Origin of the sequence: Mesorhizobium montanum, from assembly GCF_033977145.1 — a bacterium.
Taxonomy (GTDB): domain Bacteria; phylum Pseudomonadota; class Alphaproteobacteria; order Rhizobiales; family Rhizobiaceae; genus Mesorhizobium; species Mesorhizobium montanum.
Window position 1 is genome coordinate 1 of record NZ_JAVIJF010000012.1, and the last position, 22,028, is coordinate 22,028.

At 63.7% G+C, this 22,028-nt stretch carries 15 protein-coding genes and 1 pseudogene; 4 read left to right on the plus strand and 12 right to left on the minus strand.

What is annotated here, in order from left to right:
• From RFM68_RS17080 to RFM68_RS17115, 8 genes are all read right to left on the minus strand, one after another.
• Nucleotides 1-1,360 (minus strand): hypothetical protein (locus tag RFM68_RS17080; protein ID WP_320234160.1); only part of this gene is annotated, 1,360 nt, incomplete at its 3' end.
• Nucleotides 1,361-1,431: 71 nt separating this feature from the next.
• A complete protein-coding gene (locus RFM68_RS17085; protein WP_320234161.1) occupies nt 1,432-2,733 on the minus strand; it encodes an HlyD family type I secretion periplasmic adaptor subunit in 1,302 nt (433 codons plus the stop codon).
• A gap of 1 nt (nt 2,734) precedes the next feature.
• Nucleotides 2,735-4,780, minus strand: coding sequence for a type I secretion system permease/ATPase (locus RFM68_RS17090; protein ID WP_320234162.1), 2,046 nt, complete (start codon nt 4,778-4,780; stop codon nt 2,735-2,737).
• 581 nt (nt 4,781-5,361) lie between these two features.
• Complete coding sequence (locus RFM68_RS17095; protein ID WP_320234164.1) at nt 5,362-6,216, minus strand: patatin-like phospholipase family protein; 855 nt, start codon at nt 6,214-6,216, stop codon at nt 5,362-5,364.
• Nucleotides 6,213-7,607, minus strand: a complete 1,395-nt coding sequence (locus RFM68_RS17100; protein ID WP_430694872.1) for a M16 family metallopeptidase — start codon at nt 7,605-7,607, stop codon at nt 6,213-6,215. The genes RFM68_RS17095 and RFM68_RS17100 overlap by 4 nt, the downstream gene beginning before the upstream one ends.
• A 2-nt stretch (nt 7,608-7,609) precedes the next feature.
• Nucleotides 7,610-8,971: a M16 family metallopeptidase gene (locus RFM68_RS17105; RefSeq protein WP_320234165.1), complete on the minus strand. Its 1,362-nt coding sequence runs from the start codon at nt 8,969-8,971 to the stop codon at nt 7,610-7,612.
• 130 nt (nt 8,972-9,101) lie between these two features.
• Nucleotides 9,102-9,656 carry a 16S rRNA (guanine(966)-N(2))-methyltransferase RsmD gene (gene rsmD, locus RFM68_RS17110; protein ID WP_320234167.1) on the minus strand — a complete coding sequence of 185 codons (555 nt, stop codon included), beginning with the start codon at nt 9,654-9,656 and terminating at the stop codon, nt 9,102-9,104.
• The gene (locus RFM68_RS17115; RefSeq protein WP_320234375.1) at nt 9,637-11,664 is read right to left on the minus strand and encodes a pseudouridine synthase; all 2,028 of its coding nucleotides are present in this window, start codon (nt 11,662-11,664) and stop codon (nt 9,637-9,639) included. Before RFM68_RS17115 ends, rsmD begins: the two co-directional genes overlap by 20 nt.
• Nucleotides 11,665-11,844: 180 nt before the next feature.
• On the opposite strand from RFM68_RS17115, the gene RFM68_RS17120 reads away from it, so the two are divergent.
• Nucleotides 11,845-12,297 (plus strand): nucleoside deaminase, encoded by a 453-nt coding sequence (locus tag RFM68_RS17120; RefSeq protein ID WP_320234168.1) that lies wholly within the window; start codon nt 11,845-11,847, stop codon nt 12,295-12,297.
• A gap of 21 nt (nt 12,298-12,318) precedes the next feature.
• On the opposite strand, the gene RFM68_RS17125 is transcribed toward RFM68_RS17120, so the two are convergent.
• The 3 genes from RFM68_RS17125 to RFM68_RS17135 form a co-directional block, all read right to left on the minus strand.
• The gene (locus tag RFM68_RS17125) at nt 12,319-12,993 is read right to left on the minus strand and encodes a hypothetical protein (protein ID WP_320234169.1); all 675 of its coding nucleotides are present in this window, start codon (nt 12,991-12,993) and stop codon (nt 12,319-12,321) included.
• 368 nt (nt 12,994-13,361) lie between these two features.
• The gene (gene ileS, locus RFM68_RS17130; protein WP_320234170.1) at nt 13,362-16,325 is read right to left on the minus strand and encodes an isoleucine--tRNA ligase; all 2,964 of its coding nucleotides are present in this window, start codon (nt 16,323-16,325) and stop codon (nt 13,362-13,364) included.
• Nucleotides 16,326-16,633: 308 nt separating this feature from the next.
• A complete protein-coding gene (locus tag RFM68_RS17135; RefSeq protein ID WP_320234171.1) occupies nt 16,634-17,431 on the minus strand; it encodes a MipA/OmpV family protein in 798 nt (265 codons plus the stop codon).
• Between the two features lie 249 nt (nt 17,432-17,680).
• Here RFM68_RS17135 and RFM68_RS17140 point away from each other — a divergent pair.
• A pseudogene (locus RFM68_RS17140) lies at nt 17,681-18,078 on the plus strand (GFA family protein).
• Here the strand turns inward: RFM68_RS17140 and RFM68_RS17145 are convergent.
• The gene (locus RFM68_RS17145) at nt 18,075-19,265 is read right to left on the minus strand and encodes a glycosyltransferase family 4 protein (protein WP_320234174.1); all 1,191 of its coding nucleotides are present in this window, start codon (nt 19,263-19,265) and stop codon (nt 18,075-18,077) included. The pseudogene RFM68_RS17140 and the gene RFM68_RS17145 sit on opposite strands and share 4 nt — an antisense overlap.
• A gap of 230 nt (nt 19,266-19,495) precedes the next feature.
• On the opposite strand from RFM68_RS17145, the gene RFM68_RS17150 reads away from it, so the two are divergent.
• Together RFM68_RS17150 and RFM68_RS17155 are read left to right on the plus strand one after the other, a co-directional pair.
• A complete protein-coding gene (locus tag RFM68_RS17150) occupies nt 19,496-20,461 on the plus strand; it encodes a glycosyltransferase (RefSeq protein ID WP_320234175.1) in 966 nt (321 codons plus the stop codon).
• Between the two features lie 13 nt (nt 20,462-20,474).
• Nucleotides 20,475-21,902, plus strand: a complete 1,428-nt coding sequence (locus tag RFM68_RS17155) for a glycosyltransferase family 4 protein (protein WP_320234176.1) — start codon at nt 20,475-20,477, stop codon at nt 21,900-21,902.
• Nucleotides 21,903-22,028: the final 126 nt, after the last annotated feature.

The window sequence follows — 22,028 nt, forward strand, 5'->3', positions numbered from 1 at the left end:
CCAGCGTCAGGCCGCCGATCGACCAGTTGCCGCTGGCATCGGTCGTCGTCGAAAGGTCGCCCGCGGTCAATGTGCCGCTGTTGTCCTCGTCGATGAAGATCGTCACCGGACCATGCGTCCAGCCGATATCGTCCGCCGTCTTGCCGTTGCCGGTCAGGTCCTCGTACTTGGTGCCGGAGACCGAGAAGGGCGCCGGATTGCTCAGCGCGCTCCATTCCTCGAAGGTGCCAGTGTCCTGCCAACCACCACCCTGGAATCCCATGGCGGAATAGAAATACAGGAAGTTGCCGTTCGCAGGATTGAAATTGGCAGTCGGCACCAGAACAATCACGTCGCCGCCGCCGCCGCTGCCGCTGTCATACTCGGCGTCCATCAGGACCGAGTGATTGGTCCCGCCGGCATTCATATCGTAGGCTACGTGAGTACCAGAGGCAGTGAAGTCAAAGGCAGGGGGCGGACCGACATTGTCCGGGCCCGAAGTGAAGTCACCATTCGTAAGACCACCATTGGTCGATTGGTAGATCTTCAGCGAGTCAAGCGACAGGAACGGGTTCGCCCCGGTCTGGTGCATATCCAGACGGAAAGCGTAGTATGCTCCGTTGGGGTCAATCGTACCATCAGCATCGACCTTGATCAGGCCGTTCAGGAGAATGACGGAGTTGTGTTGTGATGAGGTCTTCTCATCCAAGACGCCATCGGGGCTGTTATAGCCTTGCTCCGGACTGGAGGAACCCTGGCTCTGAATCTGCGAGAACACCGACCAATTGCCGGTGCCGGAAGAACCGGTTACCAGATTGTGAAAAATCGCCGTGTCGCGGCTTGAGAACACAGCGCCACCTGGCCCACTTGAAATCGTGTTGTCGGCGGTTATGTCGATATGGGTGTCGGCATAGGCAAAGGTCGTCGGCGGCGTCTTCGGCGCATCCGTGAACGTTGTTGTGGCCGTGTTGCCTAAATCGTCAGTGGCCGTCAGCATGAATGCCTGGTTTGCCGCGTCGCCGTTCACGTACCACGACGTCTGGATCGAGCCGTTGACAACGCCGTCCAGATCCCCGGCGCCGCCGTCGGTGACGGTCCAGGGCGTGCCTGTGCCGGTGAGATCGTAGGCGAGCACATCGTCCGCGGTGCCGAGGACGCCGTCCGCGCCGGCGCTGAGGTGGGCGACCTGGAAGGTGAACGTGCCGCCATCCGAGACATTGGTGGTCGTGATCCCCACCGTCTCGCCGGGCGCGTAATCCGCATCCGCCTGGTCGAGCGAGATTGCAAGCGGTAGCACGGGATCGGTGCTTCCAGTCGCGGTGGTGTCGGTTATCGCGAGCGGATCGGTCGTCAGATTGTCCGTAATATCACTAGAGGCCATGACATTCCCCTTAATATTTGATGCGGTTACTGATCATCGTTTCTATTTTCAATTTCCCGCCGGAGGCGGACTTACTGTCTAAAGGCTCGGGTGATCTGGTCCTGCAATGGCTTCACCAGGTAGGACATCACCGAACGGTCTTCGGTCTTGATGAAGGATTCCACCGGCATGCCAGGCACCAGCTTGACCTCGCCGAGGCGCGCGACCTCGGTGGCGGTCGTCTTGATGCGAACGGTGTAGTAGCTGACGCCGGTGCGCTGATCGGTGGTGATGTCGGGCGAGGTTCTCTCGACCACGCCATCGATCTGCGGCGTCGTGCGTGTGTTGAATGCCGAAAAGCGCAGCGACGCCGACTGGCCGACCCATAACTTGTCGATATCGCTGGGCGCGATCCTGGCTTCCACGGCAAGGCTGTCATTGTCCGGCACGACCTGCATGATCGTTTGGCCGGGCGTGACCACGCCACCGATCGTGTAGGCGATCGACTGCTGAACGATGCCGTCCTGCGGGGCGCGGATGTCAACCCGCTTCAACTGGTCCTCGGCGGCGACCTTGCGCTCCAGAAGCTCGCCCACCCTGCCGTCGATGTCGCGCAGGTCCTTGTTCACTTCGGTACTGAGGTCAAGGTCGATCTGGATGATCTGCAGCTTGATCTCGGCGATCCTCCCTTGTGCCTGCGCCTGCACGGCAACGAGCTGGCCACGTTCGCCGTCAAGGCGCGTGGCCTCGCGCTCGGCCGCAGTCAGGCGATCGATGGAGATGAGCTTCTTGGCCCAGAGCGTGCGCACCGAAGCGAGCTCCCTTTGCTCAAGTTCGATCTCCTTGCTCTTGGCATCCGCCTGCGCGGTGTTGCCGGCGATCTCCTTCTCGAGCTGGGCTATGCGCTCCCCGAGCTGGCTCTTCTGGCCGGCGCGGGATGTGCGCCGGGTCTCAAAGTGCTGCTTTTCGCCGGTCACCGCCTCGGCAACGTCAGGATCGGCGACGCGGTCCAAAAGCTCGCCTGGAAAGAAGATGGAATCGCTCCCCTGGCGCTCGGCATCCAGCCGCGCCTTGCGCGCCGTGAGCTGGTCGAGCGCCTTGCTCACCACCGCAAGATTGGCGGCCGGCACGGTGCGGTCCAGGCGCAGCAAAAGGTCGCCGGCTTTTACGCGATCGCCGTCGCGCGCATCGATCTCCGCGACGATCCCGCCGGTCGCATGCTGCACGTTCTTGACGTGGGAATCGACGACGAGCGTGCCGGGGGCGATAACCGCACCGGCAATCTGGGTGACCGAGGCCCAGCCACCGACGCCTCCGCCAAGCAGCAGCACGGCTCCGAGCCCAAGCCGTGTGTAGAAGCGGATCGATGCATGGGAGGCGCCCAACGCAGCCATGCTAATGTCCTCCCTCAGTTCCGGTGGCGGCGGCCTGCGGGGTGCTTTCCGCGGCCACCCTCAGAGGTGGATTGGCTGCCGGGACCGACCGCAACGCCGGGAACATCTTGGCGAAAACCTCGTCCTTCGGTCCGAAGTCATGGACGCGTCCCTGGTTCATCGCCAGGACGAAATCGACGGCCGTCAGCACGTTCGGGCGATGGGCGACGATGATAATCACGCCGCCGCGCTCGCGAACGCCAAGCATGGCCCGGATCAATGCCTGCTCGCCGTCCATGTCGAGGTTGGAATTCGGCTCGTCGAGCACTACGAGGAACGGATCGCGATAGAGCGCGCGGGCCAAGGCAATGCGCTGGCGCTGGCCGGCCGAAAGGGCCTCGCCATGCTCGCCGATCTCGGTCTCGTAACCCTGGCGGAAACCCACGATCAGCTCGTGCGCGCCAGCCGCCTTGGCCGCGGTGATGATCGCGGCCGAGTCGGCGTCCGGCTCGAAGCGGGCGATGTTTTCGGCAACGGTGCCGGCAAACAGCTCCACGTCCTGCGGCAGGTAGCCGATATGGCGCCCGCGCTCTTGCGACGACCACTGGTCGAGATCGGCGCCGTCGAGCTTGACGCGGCCGACTACAGGCTGCCAGGCCCCGACGAGAGCCCGCACCAGGGTTGACTTTCCCGAGCCGCTCGGGCCGATGATGCCGAGCCCGTGGCCGGCCTCCACGGCGAAGCTGGCATCGTGGACCAGCAACCGTTGCGTACCCGGAGCCGCGATGGCGGCGTTGTACATCACGACATTGGCGCTTGGCGCCGGCAGCAGCATGGGTTCGGCCTCGGCGGGCATGGCCGCGAGCACTCTGGTCAGCCGTTGCCAGCCCTGACGCGCGCTCACGAAGCCTTTCCAGTTGGCGATCGCGAGATCGACCGGCGCCAGCGCGCGGCCGCTGAGGATGGACGCGGCAATGATGACGCCCGCCGTCGCCTGCTGTTCGATCACCAGCCAGGCGCCGATGCCGAGCATGGAGGACTGCAGCAGCATGCGCAGTACTTTCGATACCGCGCCGAAGCTGCCGGCAACGTCGCTGACCTTGCGCTGGTCGGCAATGAATTCGAGGTTGGCATCTTGCCAGCGCGACGCCAGCCCGCCAGCCATGCCCATGGCGGCGACCACTTCAGCATTGCGAGTGCCGGCAGTGATAAGCCCACCGCGCCGGTTCCCGCTCAAGGTGGCGGCCGATACCGGTTTTCGCGTCAGCCGTTCGGCAAGCATCGTCAGCACGACCAGCACGATCGCCCCGAACAGCGCCGTCACGCCAAGCACCCAGTGGAACATGAAGATGATGATCAGGTAGAGCGGCATCCATGGCAGGTCGAAAAGCGCCGTCGGACCTATGCCGGACAGGAAGCCGCGCACGCTGTCGAGATCGCGCATCGGCTGCAGGCTGTCGCCCTCGCGCCCGGCCCGCAGCGGCAATCTCAGCATCGACGTATAGACGCGGTGACCAAGCGCCTCGTCGAGGCCGCCGCCGATCCGCACCAGAATCCGCGCCCGCACGAAATCGAGAAAACCCTGCCCGCAATAGAGAATGATGAGCAATATCGAAATGCCGACGAGTGTCGGCAGGCTGCGGCTTGGCAGCACGCGATCATAGACCTCGAGCATGTAGAGCGAGCCGGCCAGCATCAGCACATTGAGCATGCCGCTGAACAGCCCGACCGCAAGGAAGGCCGACCGGCAGCCGGCAAGTGCCGCGGCGAGCTCCGAGCGAGCGGAGCCGGCCGGCCGCCGCCTTGCGGGTCTCGCCGACGGCTTGCCGCGTGTGGCGGTGCGAGGGCGTGCGTCGCCGACTGCACTTTGCACCGAGTCTTGCGCAACGCCGCCGCGGGCGCGGAACATGGCCAGGCCACCGAAACCCGCCATCGCGGCCGCGACGAGCATCGAGCCCATCGATGCATGCCGGTTGGAGCCGAACAGAAAAAACATAGCCACGCATGCGACGAGGGCCAGGCCGAAAAGCCTCACCTTCGCCTGCGCCGAGCCAACGGTTGTGCCCATCAACCGGAGTGACGTGTTACCGAACCCCACAGCCACGACTCGCCCCTCGCATCCCCGAACGCGTCTGCCGTCGCCATGGGCGTATTGGCCCGCGCAAAGCGGCCAACTGCGCCATGCCGAAAAACGTTCGGCGCCCAACTTCGCGGGAGAATAAGATCAGACTGCCATGCGACCACGAGCAACCGAACAACCCGGCCCGTGAACGGCCAGCCCCAAGGCTGTTCACAGACTGGCAGTGGCTCAATGGTTGACGGCCACGACGGCTACAGAAGCCGCCCTGCAAAATTCCCACCCGCAGTAGCGCCGTAACTCGTTGTTGCCGGTCGGGAGATTATTTGCGCTACCTTATATTAGTATATTATTAACTCTACCGGAGCGTGCGTCAACGGGCAAATCTATGAAGAATTAATGACAGGCCCGCAAATCTAGGCAAGAGCGCGGCCAGCCGGGTATAAAGAATACTTTGCGTTATTCTTAGGTCCAGCCTTATGAGAGACCTATGCGTTGCGCCATCAGACTTCAGGCGTCAGACCTCGGTCGCCAGCGCATACGGCCGAAGGGATGCAGTCTGGGCGAGGTTCTCAGACCGCCTTCTTCCCTCGCCCGCCGTCATGCTTGGCCACCGCCTTCTCGACAGCGCGCTTGAGCTCGTCCTTGATCCCGACGGTCTCGGCCATCAGGGCCTCGATCTTGAGGAAGTCGAGCACACGGTATTTCGAGACTTTTGGGCGTATCAGGATGTCAGGTCCGGACTGTTGCAGTTTGTTGGCGATGATCGACTGCATCATCAACTGCGAGGCGCCATACATCAGGTCGACCGTGGTCGGATGCTTGCGCTCGGCATCGCTCGGCGCACCGACCACGTCGATTGCGATGATGATGTCGGCGTCCTTTTCGAGGAGATCGAAAGGGACGGGATTGTAGATGCCACCGTCGATCAGCAGGCAGTCATTGCGCATCACCGGGCGGAACACGGCAGGAATGGCGGCGGAGGCGGCAAGCGCCGAATGCAATTCACCCTCGGTGAACACCGCGAGCTTGTGGCCGAAATAGTCGGTCGCCGTTACCTTGAGCGGAATCTTCAGCTCTTCGAAGGTGGCGGGGATATCCTCAGGCAGGAAAGCCTTCAGGATGCGCTCGATGTTGAACTGGCCGACGCGTATGCCGCCCTGCATGGCTTCGGCGATCGTGCCCGGCCGCGACCGCCACATGCGCGCCGCCACCTCGGCGCGGCTGCCGAGGATCGAACGGGCGTAGTCGTGGATCTGCGGCCCGGTCATACCGGCGGCCATGCCCGCGCCCATGATGGCGCCGATCGACGAGCCGGCGATCGCCACCGGCTTGATGCCGAGTTCGTCGAGAGCCTCGATGATGTGGATATGCGCGAGCCCGCGCGCGCCGCCGCCGCCGAAGGCGACCCCGAAGGTCGGGCTCATCCCTTGCCGCTTCCCGCGATCTGCACCAGCGGCGGGCCGATGACCATCACGGCGGGATCGACCGTCAGAAGCTTCTTCGCCACGGCCTTGACGTCGGCGAGCGTCACCGCGTTGATGAGAGCCGCGCGCCGCTTCATATAGTCGATGCCGAGATCGTCGATCTGCAGCTCGACCAGCGTCGAGGCAATGGAGCTGGAGGAATCCAGATTGTTGATGGCGTAGGCGCCGATCATGTATTTCTTGATCGCCGCGAGCTCCTTCTCGGTGGGGCCGTTCTCAGCCATATCCTTCACCACCTGGCGCACGATGGAAAGCGTTTCGGCGGCGCGGTCGGAACGGGTCGCCGTCGTCACCAGCAGCGAGTGGGAGTGCTCGTTGTCGACGAGATCTGAACTGACGCCATAGGCAAGGCCGCGTTTCTCGCGCACCTCGGCGAAGAGCCGGGAGGTGAAGGTCGAGCCGCCGAGTATCTCGTTCATCAAGACCGCGGCAAAGAAATCCGGATCGGTGCGTTTCACGCCCGGCCAAGCTAGCTGCAGCGAGGTCTGCGGCAGATCGTAATTCACCTCAAGCTGTTGCCCGAGCTTGGGCGTCACATCCGCCACCGGAGCCAGCGTCTGCTTTTCAGGCAAGTCGCCGAACACGTCGTCCAGTTTGTTGCCGAGCGTCGCGGCGTCGATGTCGCCGACCACCGCCACATGCAGGCCGCTGCGGGCGAAATTGGCCCTGTGGAAGGCCTTGATGTCGTCAGCGGTAATGGTGGTTAGGCTGTCCTTCGTTCCCTGGTCGGAGCGCGAATAAGGATGTTCGCCATAAATGGCGCGCAGCCAGCGCTGTTGAGCGACCGTGTTCGGATCGCGCTCATTGGCGAGGATGCCGGAGAGCACCTGGGCGCGGATACGGTCGATCGGCGCCTGGTCGAAACGCGGCTGGTTGACGGCAAGCTTGAGCAGGTCGAAAGCCTCGTTCCTCTCCTGCGACAGCATGCGCATCGAGCCATAGGTGCCATCGCGCGCGGCCTGGAAGCTCATCTCGGCGCCGGCATCGTCGAGCTTCTGCTGGAAGGCGTCGCTGTCAAGGTCGCAGGCGCCTTCGTCGAACAGGCCGGTCATCAAATTGACCAGGCCGCCCTTCCCGGCCGGATCCTGCGCGCTGCCGCCATCGAAGACGAAGCGAATGGCAACCAGCGGGATCGAATGATCCTCCACCAGCCAGGCGGTGATGCCCTTCTTCGACTTCACCTCCTGGATGTTCATCTCGGCGCGCGCGGCAAGCACCGGCAAAAGCAGGAAGAACAGGGCGAAGCAAAGGGTGGCAACGGCGCGGTAGAGTTTGCCTTCCTCGCCTGCCGAGGACGGAGAAGCGCTCATGCGGCCAAGAACCATGCTCATCATCAATTCCCCGCCTGCTGCTGCGGCAAGAGATAGCCGGTGGTCGAGCGATCGAGCACTAGGTAGCGGACGGCAACCGCCTTGACCTCGTCGGCGGTAACCTTGCGGATGCGGTCCGGCCATTCCTCGACATCCTTGACATTGCCGCCGGTGGCAAGTGTCGAGCCATACATGTTGGCCATATCGGCCTGCTTGTCGCGGGCGAAGATCATGGAGCGCACATAGCGGGTCTTGGCCCGCTCCAGCTCATCGTCGCTCACGCCGTCCTTGACGATGCGGGCGATCTCGGCATCGACAGCTGCCTCTAAATCGGCAAGCTTGGCGTCGCCGCGCGGGGTGCCATAAACGGTAAAGTTGGTAGCATCGAGCATGGTGCCCTGGAAGTAGGCGGCCGCCTCGGAAGCGATCCCCTGCTTGACGACGAGCTCCTGATAAAGCCGGCTGCGGTTGCCGCCGCCGAGGATCTCGGCCAGCAGGTCGAGCGCCTCGGCTTCGCCGGGCTTCGCCGTATGATAGGACGGCACAACCCATTGCGTCGAAAAGCTCGGCACCGAGACGCGCGCGTCGGCGAGGCTCACCGTGCGCCTGGTGTTCTGCTCCGGTTCGACCGGACGAATGCGCGGCCGCAGGTCAGGGCCGCGCGCGACCTTGCCGTAGGTGCGCTCGGCCATCGCTTTGACGGCATCCGTATCCACGTCGCCCGCCACCACCAGCACCGCATTGTTCGGCCGGTAGTAATTATCGTAGAAGGCTTTGGCGTCCGGACGGTTGAGCTGCTCCATTTCCTGCATCCAGCCGATCACCGGAATGCGGTAGGGCTGGTTCTGCCAGAGCGTGGCATCGACCTCCTCATCCAGCACCGCCTGCGGGTTGCTGTCGATGCGCGAGCGGCGCTCCTCCAGGATGACGTCGCGCTCGGTCTTGATGACATCGTCGGTCAGGATGAGGTTGCGCATGCGATCGGCCTCGAAACCCATCATCTCCTCAAGCGCCGAAGGCGGCACCGTCTCGTGGAAGGCGGTGTAGTCGTAGGAGGTGAAGGCGTTGTTGGAGCCGCCGATTTCGGATACGGCGCTGTCGAATTCGCCGGCGACGTGGTTGGTCGTGGCCTTGAACATCAGATGCTCGAAGAAATGCGCGATGCCGGATTTGCCTGGCGGCTCGTCGGCGCTGCCGATCTTGTACCAGACCATGTGGGTGACGATCGGCGCGCGATGATCCGGAATGACGACCACTTCCATGCCGTTGTCGAGCAGGAAATCCTTGACCTCGCCGTCGTCGGCCGCGCGGGCCGGGGCCGCCGCCGCGAGCGCCAGCGTGCCGACAAGAAGCGCCGCGCGCAGCCCAATCCGCGTTGGTGTCATCAAGTTCTCCGGTTTCCGGTTGCGCGACGATAGGCAAGGTTCGCTGGCGAGGCAAAGTGAATTGTTCGGCATTTTCGAGGCGGTTGCGTCTTTTCCTTCTTCCCTTGCGGCAGAAGAGGGAGCGCCCGGCTCACCCAACCTCGATAAACCGGATAACCGTTTCGCCGTAATTGCGCTCATCCATTACCGAAAAACCGGCGCCCGGCTCGAACGGCGCCGAGGCCGCCTCCTCGACGACGCAGAGCGCGCCAGGCATAAGCCAGCCGCCGGCCTTGGCCGAGCGCAGCGCGCGCTCGCCCAGCCCTTTGCCATAGGGCGGATCGGCGAAGATGAGATCAAAGGCCGAGATCGTGCCGGCTTCGCCGAGATGGGTGGCGTCGCGACGGAAGATCTTGGTGCGGCCGGTGAGCCCGTAGGCCTCGACATTCTCGCGGATCAGGCCGCGGCCCTCCGTCGATTCCTCGATGAAGACGCAGTAAGAGGCGCCGCGCGACAACGCTTCCAGTCCCAGCGCGCCCGTGCCGGCAAAAAGGTCGAGTACACGGCCGCCTTCGAGCTTTTCGGCGTAGCGATGCGCCAAGACATTGAACACCGCCTCGCGGGTGCGGTCGGTGGTCGGACGGATGGCATTGCTTTTTGGCGTCGCCAGCGGACGCCCGCGGAACTCACCGCCGACGATCCGCATCGCCGCCCCTCTTCGGACCACGCGGCCTGTTGCCGCCATCGCCTTCGAGGCGCTCGCCGCGGGGCTTGCCGAACGGCTTTGCGCCCGGCTTGCCCTTGCCGCCCGGCTTGTAGGCTGCCTTGCGCGCCTTCGCCTCGGCGGCCTTGGCGGCGTCGGCTTCCGCCCTGCCCTTGCCGATCGGCCGGGCGCCCGGAGCCATCCAGACATTGGCCTTGCGCTGGCCCGGCGGCTCGATCGGCCGCTGCTCGCGCTCGGATTTCTTGCCGCCAAAACGCGGCTTGTCGCCAAACCCGCCACGCGGCTTGTCGCCGAAACCGCCGCTGTCGAACTTCCCGCCGCGCTCGCCAAATGTCCTTTCTGGCTTCGTCGAGAGCTTGCTCAGCGCCTCGTCACGGCTGCCTTCGCGACGCTTGCGGGCCTTGATCAACCCGCCTTCGCCGATCGGCCGGCGGTCACCGTCGCGCGTGAATTTCGGCCTGTCGGCCTCTTCTTCGCGACGCGACGCGCTGCCGCGCACCGGCTTGTTGGAGAAAGGTTTTTGGATCTCGGCATCGAAATTGGCGCCGGCTTCCTCGATCAGCCGCTCGCCGAGTTGCTCGCGCAGCACGCGGCCCTTGATCTCCAGCACATGGCCCTCGGGCAGATCCTCGAGCTGGAACGGCCCGTAGGAGATGCGGATCAGCCGCGTCACCTCGAGGCCGAGCGCGCCGAGGATGTTCTTCACCTCGCGGTTCTTGCCTTCGCGCAAGCCCAGCGTCAGCCAGGCGTTGGTGCCCTGCTCGCGGTCGAGCGATGCCTCGATGGAACCGTAGAAGGCGCCGTCGACGGCAATGCCGTCGCGCAGGCCGGCAAGCGCGCTCTCCTCGACCTTGCCGTGGACGCGCGCGCGGTAGCGCCTGAGCCAGCCGGTGGCCGGCAGTTCGAGCACCCGCGACAGCCCGCCGTCATTGGTCAGCAGAAGCAGGCCTTCGGTGTTGATGTCGAGCCGGCCGATCGTCATCAGCCGCGGCAGGTCGGACGGCAGCACGTCGAAGACGGTCTTGCGGCCTTCCGGGTCGCGGTTGGTGGTGACGAGGCCCGCCGGCTTGTGGAACAGGAACAAACGCGTGCGCTCGATCGGCGGGATCTCGGTGCCGTCCAAATGGATGACATCGTTGGCGTCGACGTTGAAAGCAGGCGAGGCGAGCACCTTGCCGTTGACCTTGACGCGGCCGGCCGCGATCAGTTCCTCGGCGTCACGGCGCGATGCGATGCCGGCGCGCGCCAGCCGCTTGGCGATGCGCTCGCCGGTCTCCGGCGCTACTTCCGAAGGACGCGGACGTGGCATGAAGCCACCCTCCGGCTTACTTGCGGCGCGGTCGCGCGGCGGACGATCGCTGAAATCACGCTTCGGGCGCTCGGCAAATTCGGCGCCGCCTTCACGCTTCGGCCGGTCGGCAAAGTCGCGTCCGGGGCGATCATTGAAATCACGCTTGGGACGATCGAAACGGCGCTCGCCTTCGGCCGCCGCCGGCCTGTCACCGCGTGGCGTATAGGGCTTGCTACCCTCGCGCTTCTCGAAAGGCTTGCCGTCGCGCGGCGGACCCTTGCGGAACGGCTGTTCGCGGCCTTCGGCGCCATCTCCAGTTTCACGCGGCTTGTAGCTACGCTTGAACTCGCGACGCTCGCCCTCGGCCGCTCCAGGACGATCACCGCGCGCGCCAAAGGATTTGCGCTGTCCCTCGCGCTTCTCGAACGGCTTGCCTTCCGGGCGCGGTCCCTTGCGGAACGGGCGCTCGCCGCGCTCGGCACTCTCGCCTGCTTCGCGTGGCTTGTAACTGCGTTTGAAGTCGCGGCCCTTGCCGTCGACATCGCGCGCGGGGCGTTCGCCTTCCGCGACCTTCGGCCGATCGCGCTTCACGAACGGTCTCTTGGCACCGAAGCCCGGCTTGCCGTCGCGGCCACGCTGGCCCGTCGGCTTCGAGCCGCCTTTGCGCGGCCCGCGTGAAGATTTCTTGTCGTCGTCCATTACTTTGCTCGTCTTCATCTGCTACAGCGCCGCGCGCCCTTTCGGACGCCCAACGCAGGCAGTGTCATCTTGATTTTGCGCATCCAGCGGCGCGGCAAAAACCGATTCCGGTTTTCATGGTCTCGCGCTAGATAACAGGATCACTGCCGGGTGGCGAGGAGTAATCGGAATGGAAACCGCGTGAAGCGGCCTGATTTCATGGCCTTGGCGCTTGAAGAGGCCGAGACAGCGGCGAACCGTGGCGAAGTGCCGGTCGGCGCTGTGATCGCCAATGGCAACACAGTGGTCGCGAAAGCCGGCAACCGCACGCGTGAACTCGCGGACCCGACCGCGCATGCCGAGATGCTGGCGATCCGCGAAGCCTGCCGGAAGCTCGCCAGCGAGCGGCTGACCGGCCACGACCTCTATGTGACGCTGGAGCCCTGCGCCATGTGCGCCGGCGCGATCTCCTTCGCCAGGCTGCGGCGGCTCTATTTCGGTGCCGCCGACGAGAAAGGCGGCGCAGTGGTCAACGGTGTGCGCTTCTTCGCTTCGCCCACCTGTCACCACACGCCCGACATCTATCCGGGGATCGGCGAGAGCGAAGCCGCTCTCATCCTCAAGGGTTTTTTTCGCGAGAGAAGAGATTTGTAGCCCGTGGCGGCCGAGCCGGCTTCAGAGGCCAAGCCAGTCGAACCAGCCGCCCTTCTTGCCTTCCGCCTGCGCCTTGAGGCGGCGCTCCTTCTTGAACTCGTCCTCGCCGAGTTCGTTCTGCGGTGCGGCGGCGGAGGCCTGGCGATAGGCAAGCGGCGGCTCGCTCAGATATCTGCGCACGGTCGGATCGCCCTGCTTCTGTTCGGCGAGCCGGCGCTGGATCTCAGTTTTGCGGGTAGCGTTGGAATCATCCGGCGACCAGCGCGGAGGATGTGAGGAGCCCGACTCCGCCATTGCCTTCTTCACTGCTGCCGGATCGGTCTGCACGTCCTCGACCGCTTCCGGCTGGTAGTTCGGATCGTTCTGGTGCGCGGTGGCGTCGGCGCGGATGCGGGCGCGGCGCGCCTCGGGCGATTCGGGCCATTCAGTGCTCGCCGTCTCGATGCTCTGTTGCGGCGGCGGCAGGTTTTCCTTCTGCCCGGGGCCAGGCTTCACCAGATCGGGGCGCGGCTTGTAGTCGATCGGATCGCGGCGCTTCGGCATGATCGAGGCGGCACCGCTAACGTCGTCGAAGAGTTGGGCGCCGGCGGTCTTGTCGGTTCCGTAGGTAGGCGAACCCATACAGCCGGACAGAGCAATGGCCGATGCCACAAGCGGCGCCAGCAGCGCGGCGCGCGCAAACGTTCTGTCGGTCATGCCAAAAAGTCCCACTCTAACAGCCTTTCGGTAGCCACCGGCCAAGGGCACGGTCCCCTTCTTCCCCGCATTTGCGATGGAAATCCGGCGACAATTTGTCTGCCGGAGTGTCGCGTGTTTACCTCAACCACTTATTAAGGGCAACGCACGGGCGGATTCGCACCGCCCGCCGCGGCATTTATGCACTTATTTGACCGGTGCATGTCGTTAACCCGAAACCGCTGCACACCTTTCGGGCGACAATGCGCTTATTTGACCGGTGCATGTCGTTAACCCAAAACCGCTGCACACTTTCGGGCGACATGCACTTATTTGGTTGGTGCATGTCGTTAGCCCGAAACCGCTGCACACTTTTGGGCGACATGCACCTAGAGCCGCCCGAGCGCCTTCAGCTCGTGCAGCACGGCCGCGTCCCGGGCCGAGACATCCGGGAATTCCGGGGTCTGCCCGACATCGGCGGTGTAGCGCCAGGAACGCGCGCATTTGACGAGCCCACGATCCTCGGCCTTTTCCACAACCACCGCCACGCCCTTGACGTCGTCGAGCGTGAAGGCGCCTTCCGGCGCCCTGCCATGCTTGATGACGAGGTCGCTGGTGATCGCCATCTCGGCCATGTCGACATCGGCGATCGCCGCTTCCAGCGACGCGTCGTCGATGGTGACCACCGGCACGGCTTCCAGCGAAGAGCCGATCAGCTTCTCGGCGCGCGCGATCTCCAGCGCGCCGGTGACGACGCGGCGCACCTGCCTCACCTTGCGCCATTTTTCGGCCAGCGCCTCGTTGCGCCAGTTCTGCGGGATCGCCGGGAACTGGTCGAGATGGACCGAAACTGATTCCGGATGGCGGTCGAGCCAAGCTTCCTCGGTGGTGAAGGGCAGCATCGGCGCCAGCCACTTCACCAAGCAGTCGAAGAGGTGGCGCACCACTTGCACGGCCGCCCTGCGGCGCAGGCTCGACGGGCCGTCGCAGTAAAGCGCGTCCTTGCGGATGTCGAAATAGAAGGCCGAAAGCTCGACGACCATGAAGTCGAGCAGCGCGCGCGTGACGCGCTTGAACTCGAACGCGTCGTAGCCCTGGCGCACCAGATCGTCGAGCTCGGACAGCCGGTGCAGCATCAGCCGCTCGAGTTCCGGCATCGTCTCAACCGGCACATCCTTGCCGTCGTCATGGGCGAGCGTGCCCAGCATCCAGCGGATGGTGTTCCGGAGCTTGCGATAGGCGTCGATATTGGTCTGCAGCACGTTCTTGCCGAGCCGCTGGTCCTCCCAATAATCGGTCGTCACCACCCAGAGCCGCAGGATATCGGCGCCGGACTGCTTGATGACGTCCTGCGGCACCACGGTGTTGCCGAGCGACTTCGACATCTTGCGGCCTTCCTCATCCATGGTGAAGCCATGGGTGATGACCGCCTCGTAGGGCGCCCTGCCCCTGGTGCCGCAGCTTTCGAGCAGCGAGGAATGGAACCAGCCGCGATGCTGGTCGGAGCCCTCGAGATAGACGTCGGCCGGCCATTTGAGGTCCGGGCGGTCTTCAAGCGTGAAGACGTGCGTCGAGCCGGAATCGAACCAGACGTCAAGGATGTCCATCACCTGGTGCCATTTCGAAGCATCGTGATTGCCGAGGAAGCGCTCCCTGGCGCCCTCGGCGAACCAGGCGTCGGCGCCCTCCTTCTCGAAGGCCTCCATGATGCGCTGGTTGACGGCCTCGTCCTTCAGCACATTGCCGTCCTCGTCGGCGAAGACGGCGATCGGCACGCCCCAGGCGCGTTGGCGCGACAGCACCCAGTCGGGACGCTCCTCGATCATGGCGCGGATGCGGTTCTGGCCGGCCGCCGGCACGAAACGGGTGTCGTCGATCGCCTTCAGCGCGCGGCTGCGCAGCGTCGTGCCGTCGCCGAGGTCCTTGTCCATATAGACGAACCATTGCGGCGTGTTGCGGAAGATGATCGGCTTCTTCGAGCGCCAGGAATGCGGGTAGCTGTGCTTCAGCCGGCCGCGCGCGAACAGCGCGTTGCGCTTGATCAATTCCTCGATCACCGCCTGATTGGCGTTGCCCTTCTTGCCGTTGTCGTCGATGACGCGCGCCGGCCCACCCTCGCGGTCCGGGCCGAAGCCCGGCGCGTCCCTGGTGAAGAAGCCGGCATCGTCGACCGGAAACGGGATCGCGGTGTCGACGCCGCGCTCGCGCAGTTCCGAGGCCGCGTCCATCCAGGCGTCGAAGTCCTCGCGGCCGTGGCTCGGCGCCGTGTGGACGAAGCCGGTACCGGCATCGTCGGTGACATGCTCGCCGGCGATCGTCGGCACGGGGTATTCATAACCACCGCCGAGCCCCTTGAAGGGATGCGAAAGCGTAAGGCTGGCAAGCTGTTCGGCCGAGACGCTGTGGAGCCGGTTCAAGGTGACTTTCGCCTTGGCCGCGCTCTCTTGCGCGAGCGCGTCGGCAAAGATCAGCTTCTCGCCGGGCTGCGGGCCGAAGGCGTTCTCGGCCGCCGTCACTTCATAGAGGCCATAGGCGACGCGCGGCGAATAGCTGACGGCGCGGTTGCCGGGGATGGTCCAGGGCGTGGTCGTCCAGATGACGACATGCGCCTCGACCAGATCGAGCGCGGTCCCATCCAGCGCCGGCGCGGCGTCGGCAACCGGCTGCGCGAGGCTTGCGACCGGAAACTTCACCCAGATCGTGTCGCTCTCATAATCCTGGTATTCGACCTCGGCCTCGGCCAGCGCGGTGCGCTCGACCACACTCCACATCACCGGCTTCGAGCCGCGATAGAGCTGGCCGGACATGGCGAATTTCAGCAATTCGCCGGCGATGCGCGACTCGGCGTGGTAAGCCATGGTCGTATAGGGGTTGTCGAAATCGCCGATGACGCCGAGGCGCTGGAACTCGCCGCCCTGAACCTTGATCCAGTGGGCGGCGAAGTCACGGCATTCCCTGCGGAACTCGTTGACCGGCACCTCGTCCTTGTTCTTGCCCTTGGCGCGGTACTGCTCCTCGATCTTCCATTCGATCGGCAGACCATGGCAGTCCCAGCCCGGCACGTAATTGGCGTCATAGCCGCGCATCTGGAAGGAGCGGTTGATGACGTCCTTGAGGATCTTGTTCAGCGCATGGCCGATATGGATGTTGCCGTTGGCGTAGGGCGGGCCGTCATGCAGCACGAATTTCTCGCGGCCGGCGGCCTCCTCGCGCAGCTTCCTGTAGAGGTCCATGTCCTGCCAGCGCTTGACCAGGCCGGGCTCCTTCTCGGGCAGGCCGGCGCGCATCGGGAAATCCGTCTGCGGCAAATAAAGCGTTTTGGAATAGTCGATCGTTTCAACGGTATCGGTCATTGATCTGCCATCTCAGGTGCCCGGCGGCGAAAAGCCCGGGCGTTGAAGTCTTTGCCTTCACGCATATCGTTTTCCAAAGCCGGAGCCCTGTTTTGGGCGATATGCGTCGATGTTCATGAAAAAAGCGCGAGGGGCGCGCGCGAAAACTCCCGGCGGCTCCAGCGGCGCTCAGGCCGCCCGGAACACCGGGCCCGTAATTCGTATCGCGATCGCGAAAAGGCGCGAAAAGCTCGTCATGGCGTGGCTTTTAGCGGATGGCGCGGCAGGAATAAAGCACGGATTTCAAGGCATGAAGCCGCTTTCACGGCCTACATCGTGAAATTGAAGCGGTAGGTGGTCGACAGACCGAAGGTCCACTGGTCACGGTCGCCCCGCTCCTTGACCAGGCTGGAACCGGCAGCCGGCCCCATCAGGCGCGAATACTCGGTGAAGACGCTTGCCGTCATCGGCTCGGTCACCTTCCAGGTGATGGCACCGCCGAGGCCGGTCGATCTCAGCCCACCGCCCGGATGGTATTCGCTCAGGCCGGAAGCCGCCGCTTCCTTGGCGTTGACGCCGTAATAGGCGTCGAAATAGTCGGACGAGGCGAAGGACACGCGCGGACCGCCGGAGATGCGTACGGTCGGCGTGATGTCGTAGAAGGCGTCAGCCGCAATGTCGGCGACGAAGCCGTTATGGGCGCGGATGCCGTGCCGCAGTTCCGCCCGGGCCCTCACCCAATCCAGCGGATAGAATTCGAAGAAGCCGCCGACCTCGCCGCCCCAGCGCACCGGATCGAGGCCTTTCAATTCGTCCTTGCTTTCGCGCGAGAAAACCAACTTGCCGGTCAAGCCGGCGCGAACGGAGCCGTCATCGATCAGCGCCAGCGAGATGTTGTCGTTGCGCGAGGTGAAACGCGCCTCGGGGCCGACCTTGCCGAGCGAGATGATCGGCTGGGCGCTGAGCATATATTTTTTGCCGCCCTCGAAATTCGGGGCAACCAGGCCGGTGGCGCCGAGCGTCAGATACCAGTCGCCGGATATCCAGCTGCCCTCGCCCGCCTGAGCGACAGGCGCGGTGAGCAGGCCCAAGGCGACGGCCAGCGGAATCTTCCCGACAATACGCATCGTCACCCCTTACGCGAAACGCGCCGGCAACACCACCTGCCGGCGCTCAAGCCATGCCGTGCGTTCGGTAAAATTTGACTTAAAATCGGTAACATCGGAACCGACGGGCGAACTCTCCTTGCGCATGCGAGCACAATCGCCAGCTCCGAATGTCGCAATTGAGCGCCAGCTCGGCGTATCTCATGGCGACTCTCTCACTGCGCCCGGTACAAATTATTGGTCAGGTCAGTCGACTCAAGGAGAATTTGCATGCGCGGTCATTGCTTATGTGGCGCTATTGCTTTTGAAGTCGATGGCCCGGCACAAGCATGCGTGGTCTGTCATTGTGAAAGTTGTCGGCGGCAATGTTCCGCGCCGATGACCACCTATATTGGCGTCTTGGACGGCCACTGGCGATGGTTGGGCAAGCCCCCGAAAGTATTCAACTCTTCTCCGGTGTGGAAAGAACATTTTGCGATCACTGTGGCTCGCCGCTGTCCTTCCGCTCGACGAACATGTCCGGCGTCATGCATTTTTTTGCCGCAGCGATGGAGGAGCCGGAAAAATTTTCACCCACGCTGCATGTCGCTTTTGAGGAGAAGCTCCCTTGGTTGAAATTCGCCGACGGCCTGCCGACACGGTTTGGGCCTGACTATACGAAAAACTAGCCAACACGCCTGTTGCGGCGCGACGTCTCTATCAGATCGCAAGCTGCTTCCAGTCCCCCGGTCAGCGGCGTCGACGAGCCATAGGCCAAGGCCGCCTTTTGCCATTGGGCCCGGATCGCCGGGTTGCCGGCTTTCAGGATTGCCTGCCGCCAGATTTCGGGATCGTCGCGATTGGCGACGACCAGTCCCGCCCGGCTGGCCTCGACATATTTTGCATATCCGCAGGCGTCCGATGCAATGACGGGCAGGCCGTTTGCAAGAGCCTCGAGGATCACCGTGCCGGTATTTTCCAGGCGAGCCGGGTGCAGCATGAAATCGCTCGCGACCACAATGGCCGGGATGTCCTCCTGGATACCCAGCAGGGTGGCCCGTTGCGACATACCGGATCTGGCAATCAGACCGCGAAGCCTGGTTTCCTCCTCGCTGTTTTTTCGAAGGCCGGCCACCAGCCAATGGATGTTCGCGAACGGCTGAAGGGCATTTACCGCCCGGTCGAGGCCCTTCACCTTCATTCTGTTGGCGATGCTCAAGGCAATGACGGCATCGCGGGGAAGCCCGAAGCGGTCGCGGATTTCATTGCGGTCGCAGGCCAGCAACTCCGGCCTGCGGCGTTTCGGATCGAGCGTCGGTCCGACGACATGAATGCGGGATTCTTCCGTTCGCCAGAAATCGCGGTAAAGCGCTGCCTGGTGTTCGCTGAGCGCGATGATCTGCACGGCGTTGCCAGGGGCAAAAATCATCGATTCGAGTTTTTGCTGGCGGATGAAGCGGGGCGAAAACGGCCGCCACCATCCAAGCTTCGAGGCAAAATAAGGCGGGTCGCCGGCATAATAGATATCCAGGCCCGCCATCTTGTTGAAACCGACCACGCAGTCGAAGTCCCGCCTGGCGATCAGAAGCGTCTTTCCCAGCGCATATTCGGTGCCCGGATTGGAGATGACGCGTGCCGGCTGGACCCTTATCGTCGCCGAACTTTCGACGTGACCTACCTGGCGTGTCGTCAGGATTGTGACGGAATGGCCGCGCCCGACCAGTCGGTCGCTGATATTGAGACAATCTCTTTGCAGCCCTCCGTTCATAAAGAGGGCAGAGATTGCGCAGCAGATTTTCATCGCATGTTCCGGAGCGCCGCCTCCCCAAGCCAGATCGACGCAGAGAGACCCCGGGTGCGCCCCAGACTTCTCCACTCAAACAAACAAAGCGGGGCGCTTAAATGTTGGTCGTGTTGAAAAGACGAATATGCTGTATATAGCCCGTTATCAAGAGACTTGGATGCTGTCGGTCTCGCCTGCGTCGGCGCGGCAAAGAGATTTGCAGTTCTCACGATGATGGAACTTTGGGACCGGGCGGACGCCGCCGCCATGCCATTCGACAATCTAACGGTCGATCACGCCCCGACTATCGCAAGGGAGTTCAGTTGCCGACAGTAAGTGTGATCATTCCGGTGAGAGACGGCGCACCGTATCTCGGCGAAGCCTTGCAAAGCATCCTGGACCAGGATCTGGCGGATATCGAAGTCATCGTCATCGACGACGGATCGTCCGACGACAGCGCCGCGATCGCGAGGTCGATCGGCGACCGCGACAGCCGCGTCAAACTTGTCGTCAATCGCGGCCAGGGGATCGTCGATGCGCTCAACCTGGGGATTTCGCTCGCGCGGGCCCCACTTGTGGCGCGCATGGATTGCGACGATGTCTCGCTGCCCGACAGGCTGCGCCTGCAGGTAGCGTGTTTCGCCGCCGATCCCGACCTGCAGCTGCTCGGTACGGCGGGATTGCAAATAGACCGGGACGGAAAACCGTTGAGGCCGATGGACGTTCCCATCGGCAACGGGCAGTTGCGGGATGCGCTTGCCGGATACAATCCCATGCTTCACCCGACGGTGATGTTCCGGACCGAGGCCGTCCAGCGCGCGGGGGGCTTCCGTCGCGCATTCACCTATGCCGAGGACTACGACCTGTGGCTGCGGCTTTCCGAGACAGGAAAACTGGCCAACATGGATGGGCGGCTCGTGAAATTGCGCTCCCACCCCGGGCAGGTGTCGCGCGTGAAGAAAGATCAGCAGAAAGCGGCCGCGGCGCTGGCCAGACAGTCGGCGCTGTTGCGTCGCTCCCGCGCCGAGCCGTTCGACGCAGGCGACCAACCCGCAGAAGCCATCGAAGCCTTTCTGGCATGGCGCGCCGCCACCGGAGTCAACATCTCCAGCCTGGAAAGACGCGACATCGAGTTGCTGCTGCGAACCCCAGGCATACCCTTGGCCATCACCTGCAAGCTGCTGCTGCTCGCGGTTGCCGGTGCTCCTTCTTTCAGAACGCTCGCGTTCGGACTTCGACTGGCCTGGCTCAGGACGATCGCGCGCCCTGCAAAAATGCGACCCAACTGATGCGGCCCAACTGATGCGACTTGTCGTCGATCTATCGAGCATGGCGCGTTGGCTCGGTCCTCCGGTGGGCCTGGTCCGCGTGCAGCGGCACTACGGCGCTGTGGCGGCCGCGCTCGAGGCCTGCGAGGTGGCGTTCACGGTGTTCGACCCCATCGACCGGATCCTCAGACAGGTTTCGGCGCGAACGGCGGCGGAAATCATCGCCGGCGACATTTCGTGCGACATGAGTTTTTATCCGGACCCTGCCCGCATCAAGATGCGGTTTTACGACCGCTGGCCGAACTGGGCACGGCAGTTGCTCATGGCGATCATAAGACCGCGCCGGATCCTGATAACGGAAATCGGCGCGTTCGGCCGGCACAATCCTGGCAGTAATTTTCTTCACTTCCTCGAGCGGATCGAAAACCGGCTGATGAAGGGAACCGAGCGGCGGCTGATCGCTCGCGACGACGGCTGGCGCGTCCGGATCGTCCCGCTCCGCACGGTCGCCGGCAACAAATACAGCCTGGCGCCCGGCGACCATCTGCTTTTGATGAACAATGACTGGGCGCACACCGATATCGAGGTCATCTCGCGCGAGTGCCGCTCGGCCGGCGCAAAGCTGATCGTGCTGCTCAACGACATCATTCCGATCCAGTTTCCCGAATGGTACAAGCCGCATGACGTCAGGAGATTCACGGACTATGTGAATCTGGCGATCAGGCTGGCGGACCGCTTCATCTTGACTTCAAAGCGTGTCACCGCCGATGTCGGGGAGTATGCCGCCAGGCTCGGCATCCACCTGCCGGAGCTGAAACAGGTCTCCCTCGGCTGCGACAGTGCCCGCAAATCGAAGGCGGACGGCCATCTGCCGGACGGACTTGAGGCGGGTCGCTATATCCTGTTCGTCTCCACCATCGAACCACGCAAGAACCATTCGCTGCTGATGGATGTCTGGCGGCGCCTCGTCCTGGACGGAACGGTCGCGCATAGCGGCATGAAGCTGGTTTTCGTCGGACGCAGGGGCTGGATGGTCGACGACGTGCTGGCGAAGCTTCACAGCCATCCCGACCATGGCGAAAGCCTCATTCATCTCGACAACGTCGACGACGGGACATTGTCCCTCCTCTACCGGAACAGTGCGTTCTGCGTGTACCCGTCGCTCTATGAAGGATATGGGCTGCCGCCCGTCGAGGCACTGGCTTACGGAAAGGCGCTGATCGCCTCGACGGGCGGAGCCATCGCCGAAGTGGTCGGTCCGCTGGGACTCTGCCTTGATCCGCTCGACGTCGAAGGATGGGAAAACGCCATGCGGCGGTGGATCACCTCGCCCGAGGCCCGCGCTTCGTATGAGGCGAAGGCCGGCGAATTCGTGGCGCGAAGCTGGGAGCAGGCTGGCCGGGAGACGCTGGAGGCGGCGCTTGCGCCGTTCACCGACGAAGTCCAGCCTCGGCGAGGCTGAAGGTTTGCCGAATGCCCTCCGATATTTTTCAACCGTCCGAAGCCGGCCGATCGACCCGCCAGCTAACGACAGCGGCCCCGCGCTTCGCACTGCCGCCCTGCTCGCTGGACGTAAGATATCCCCGGG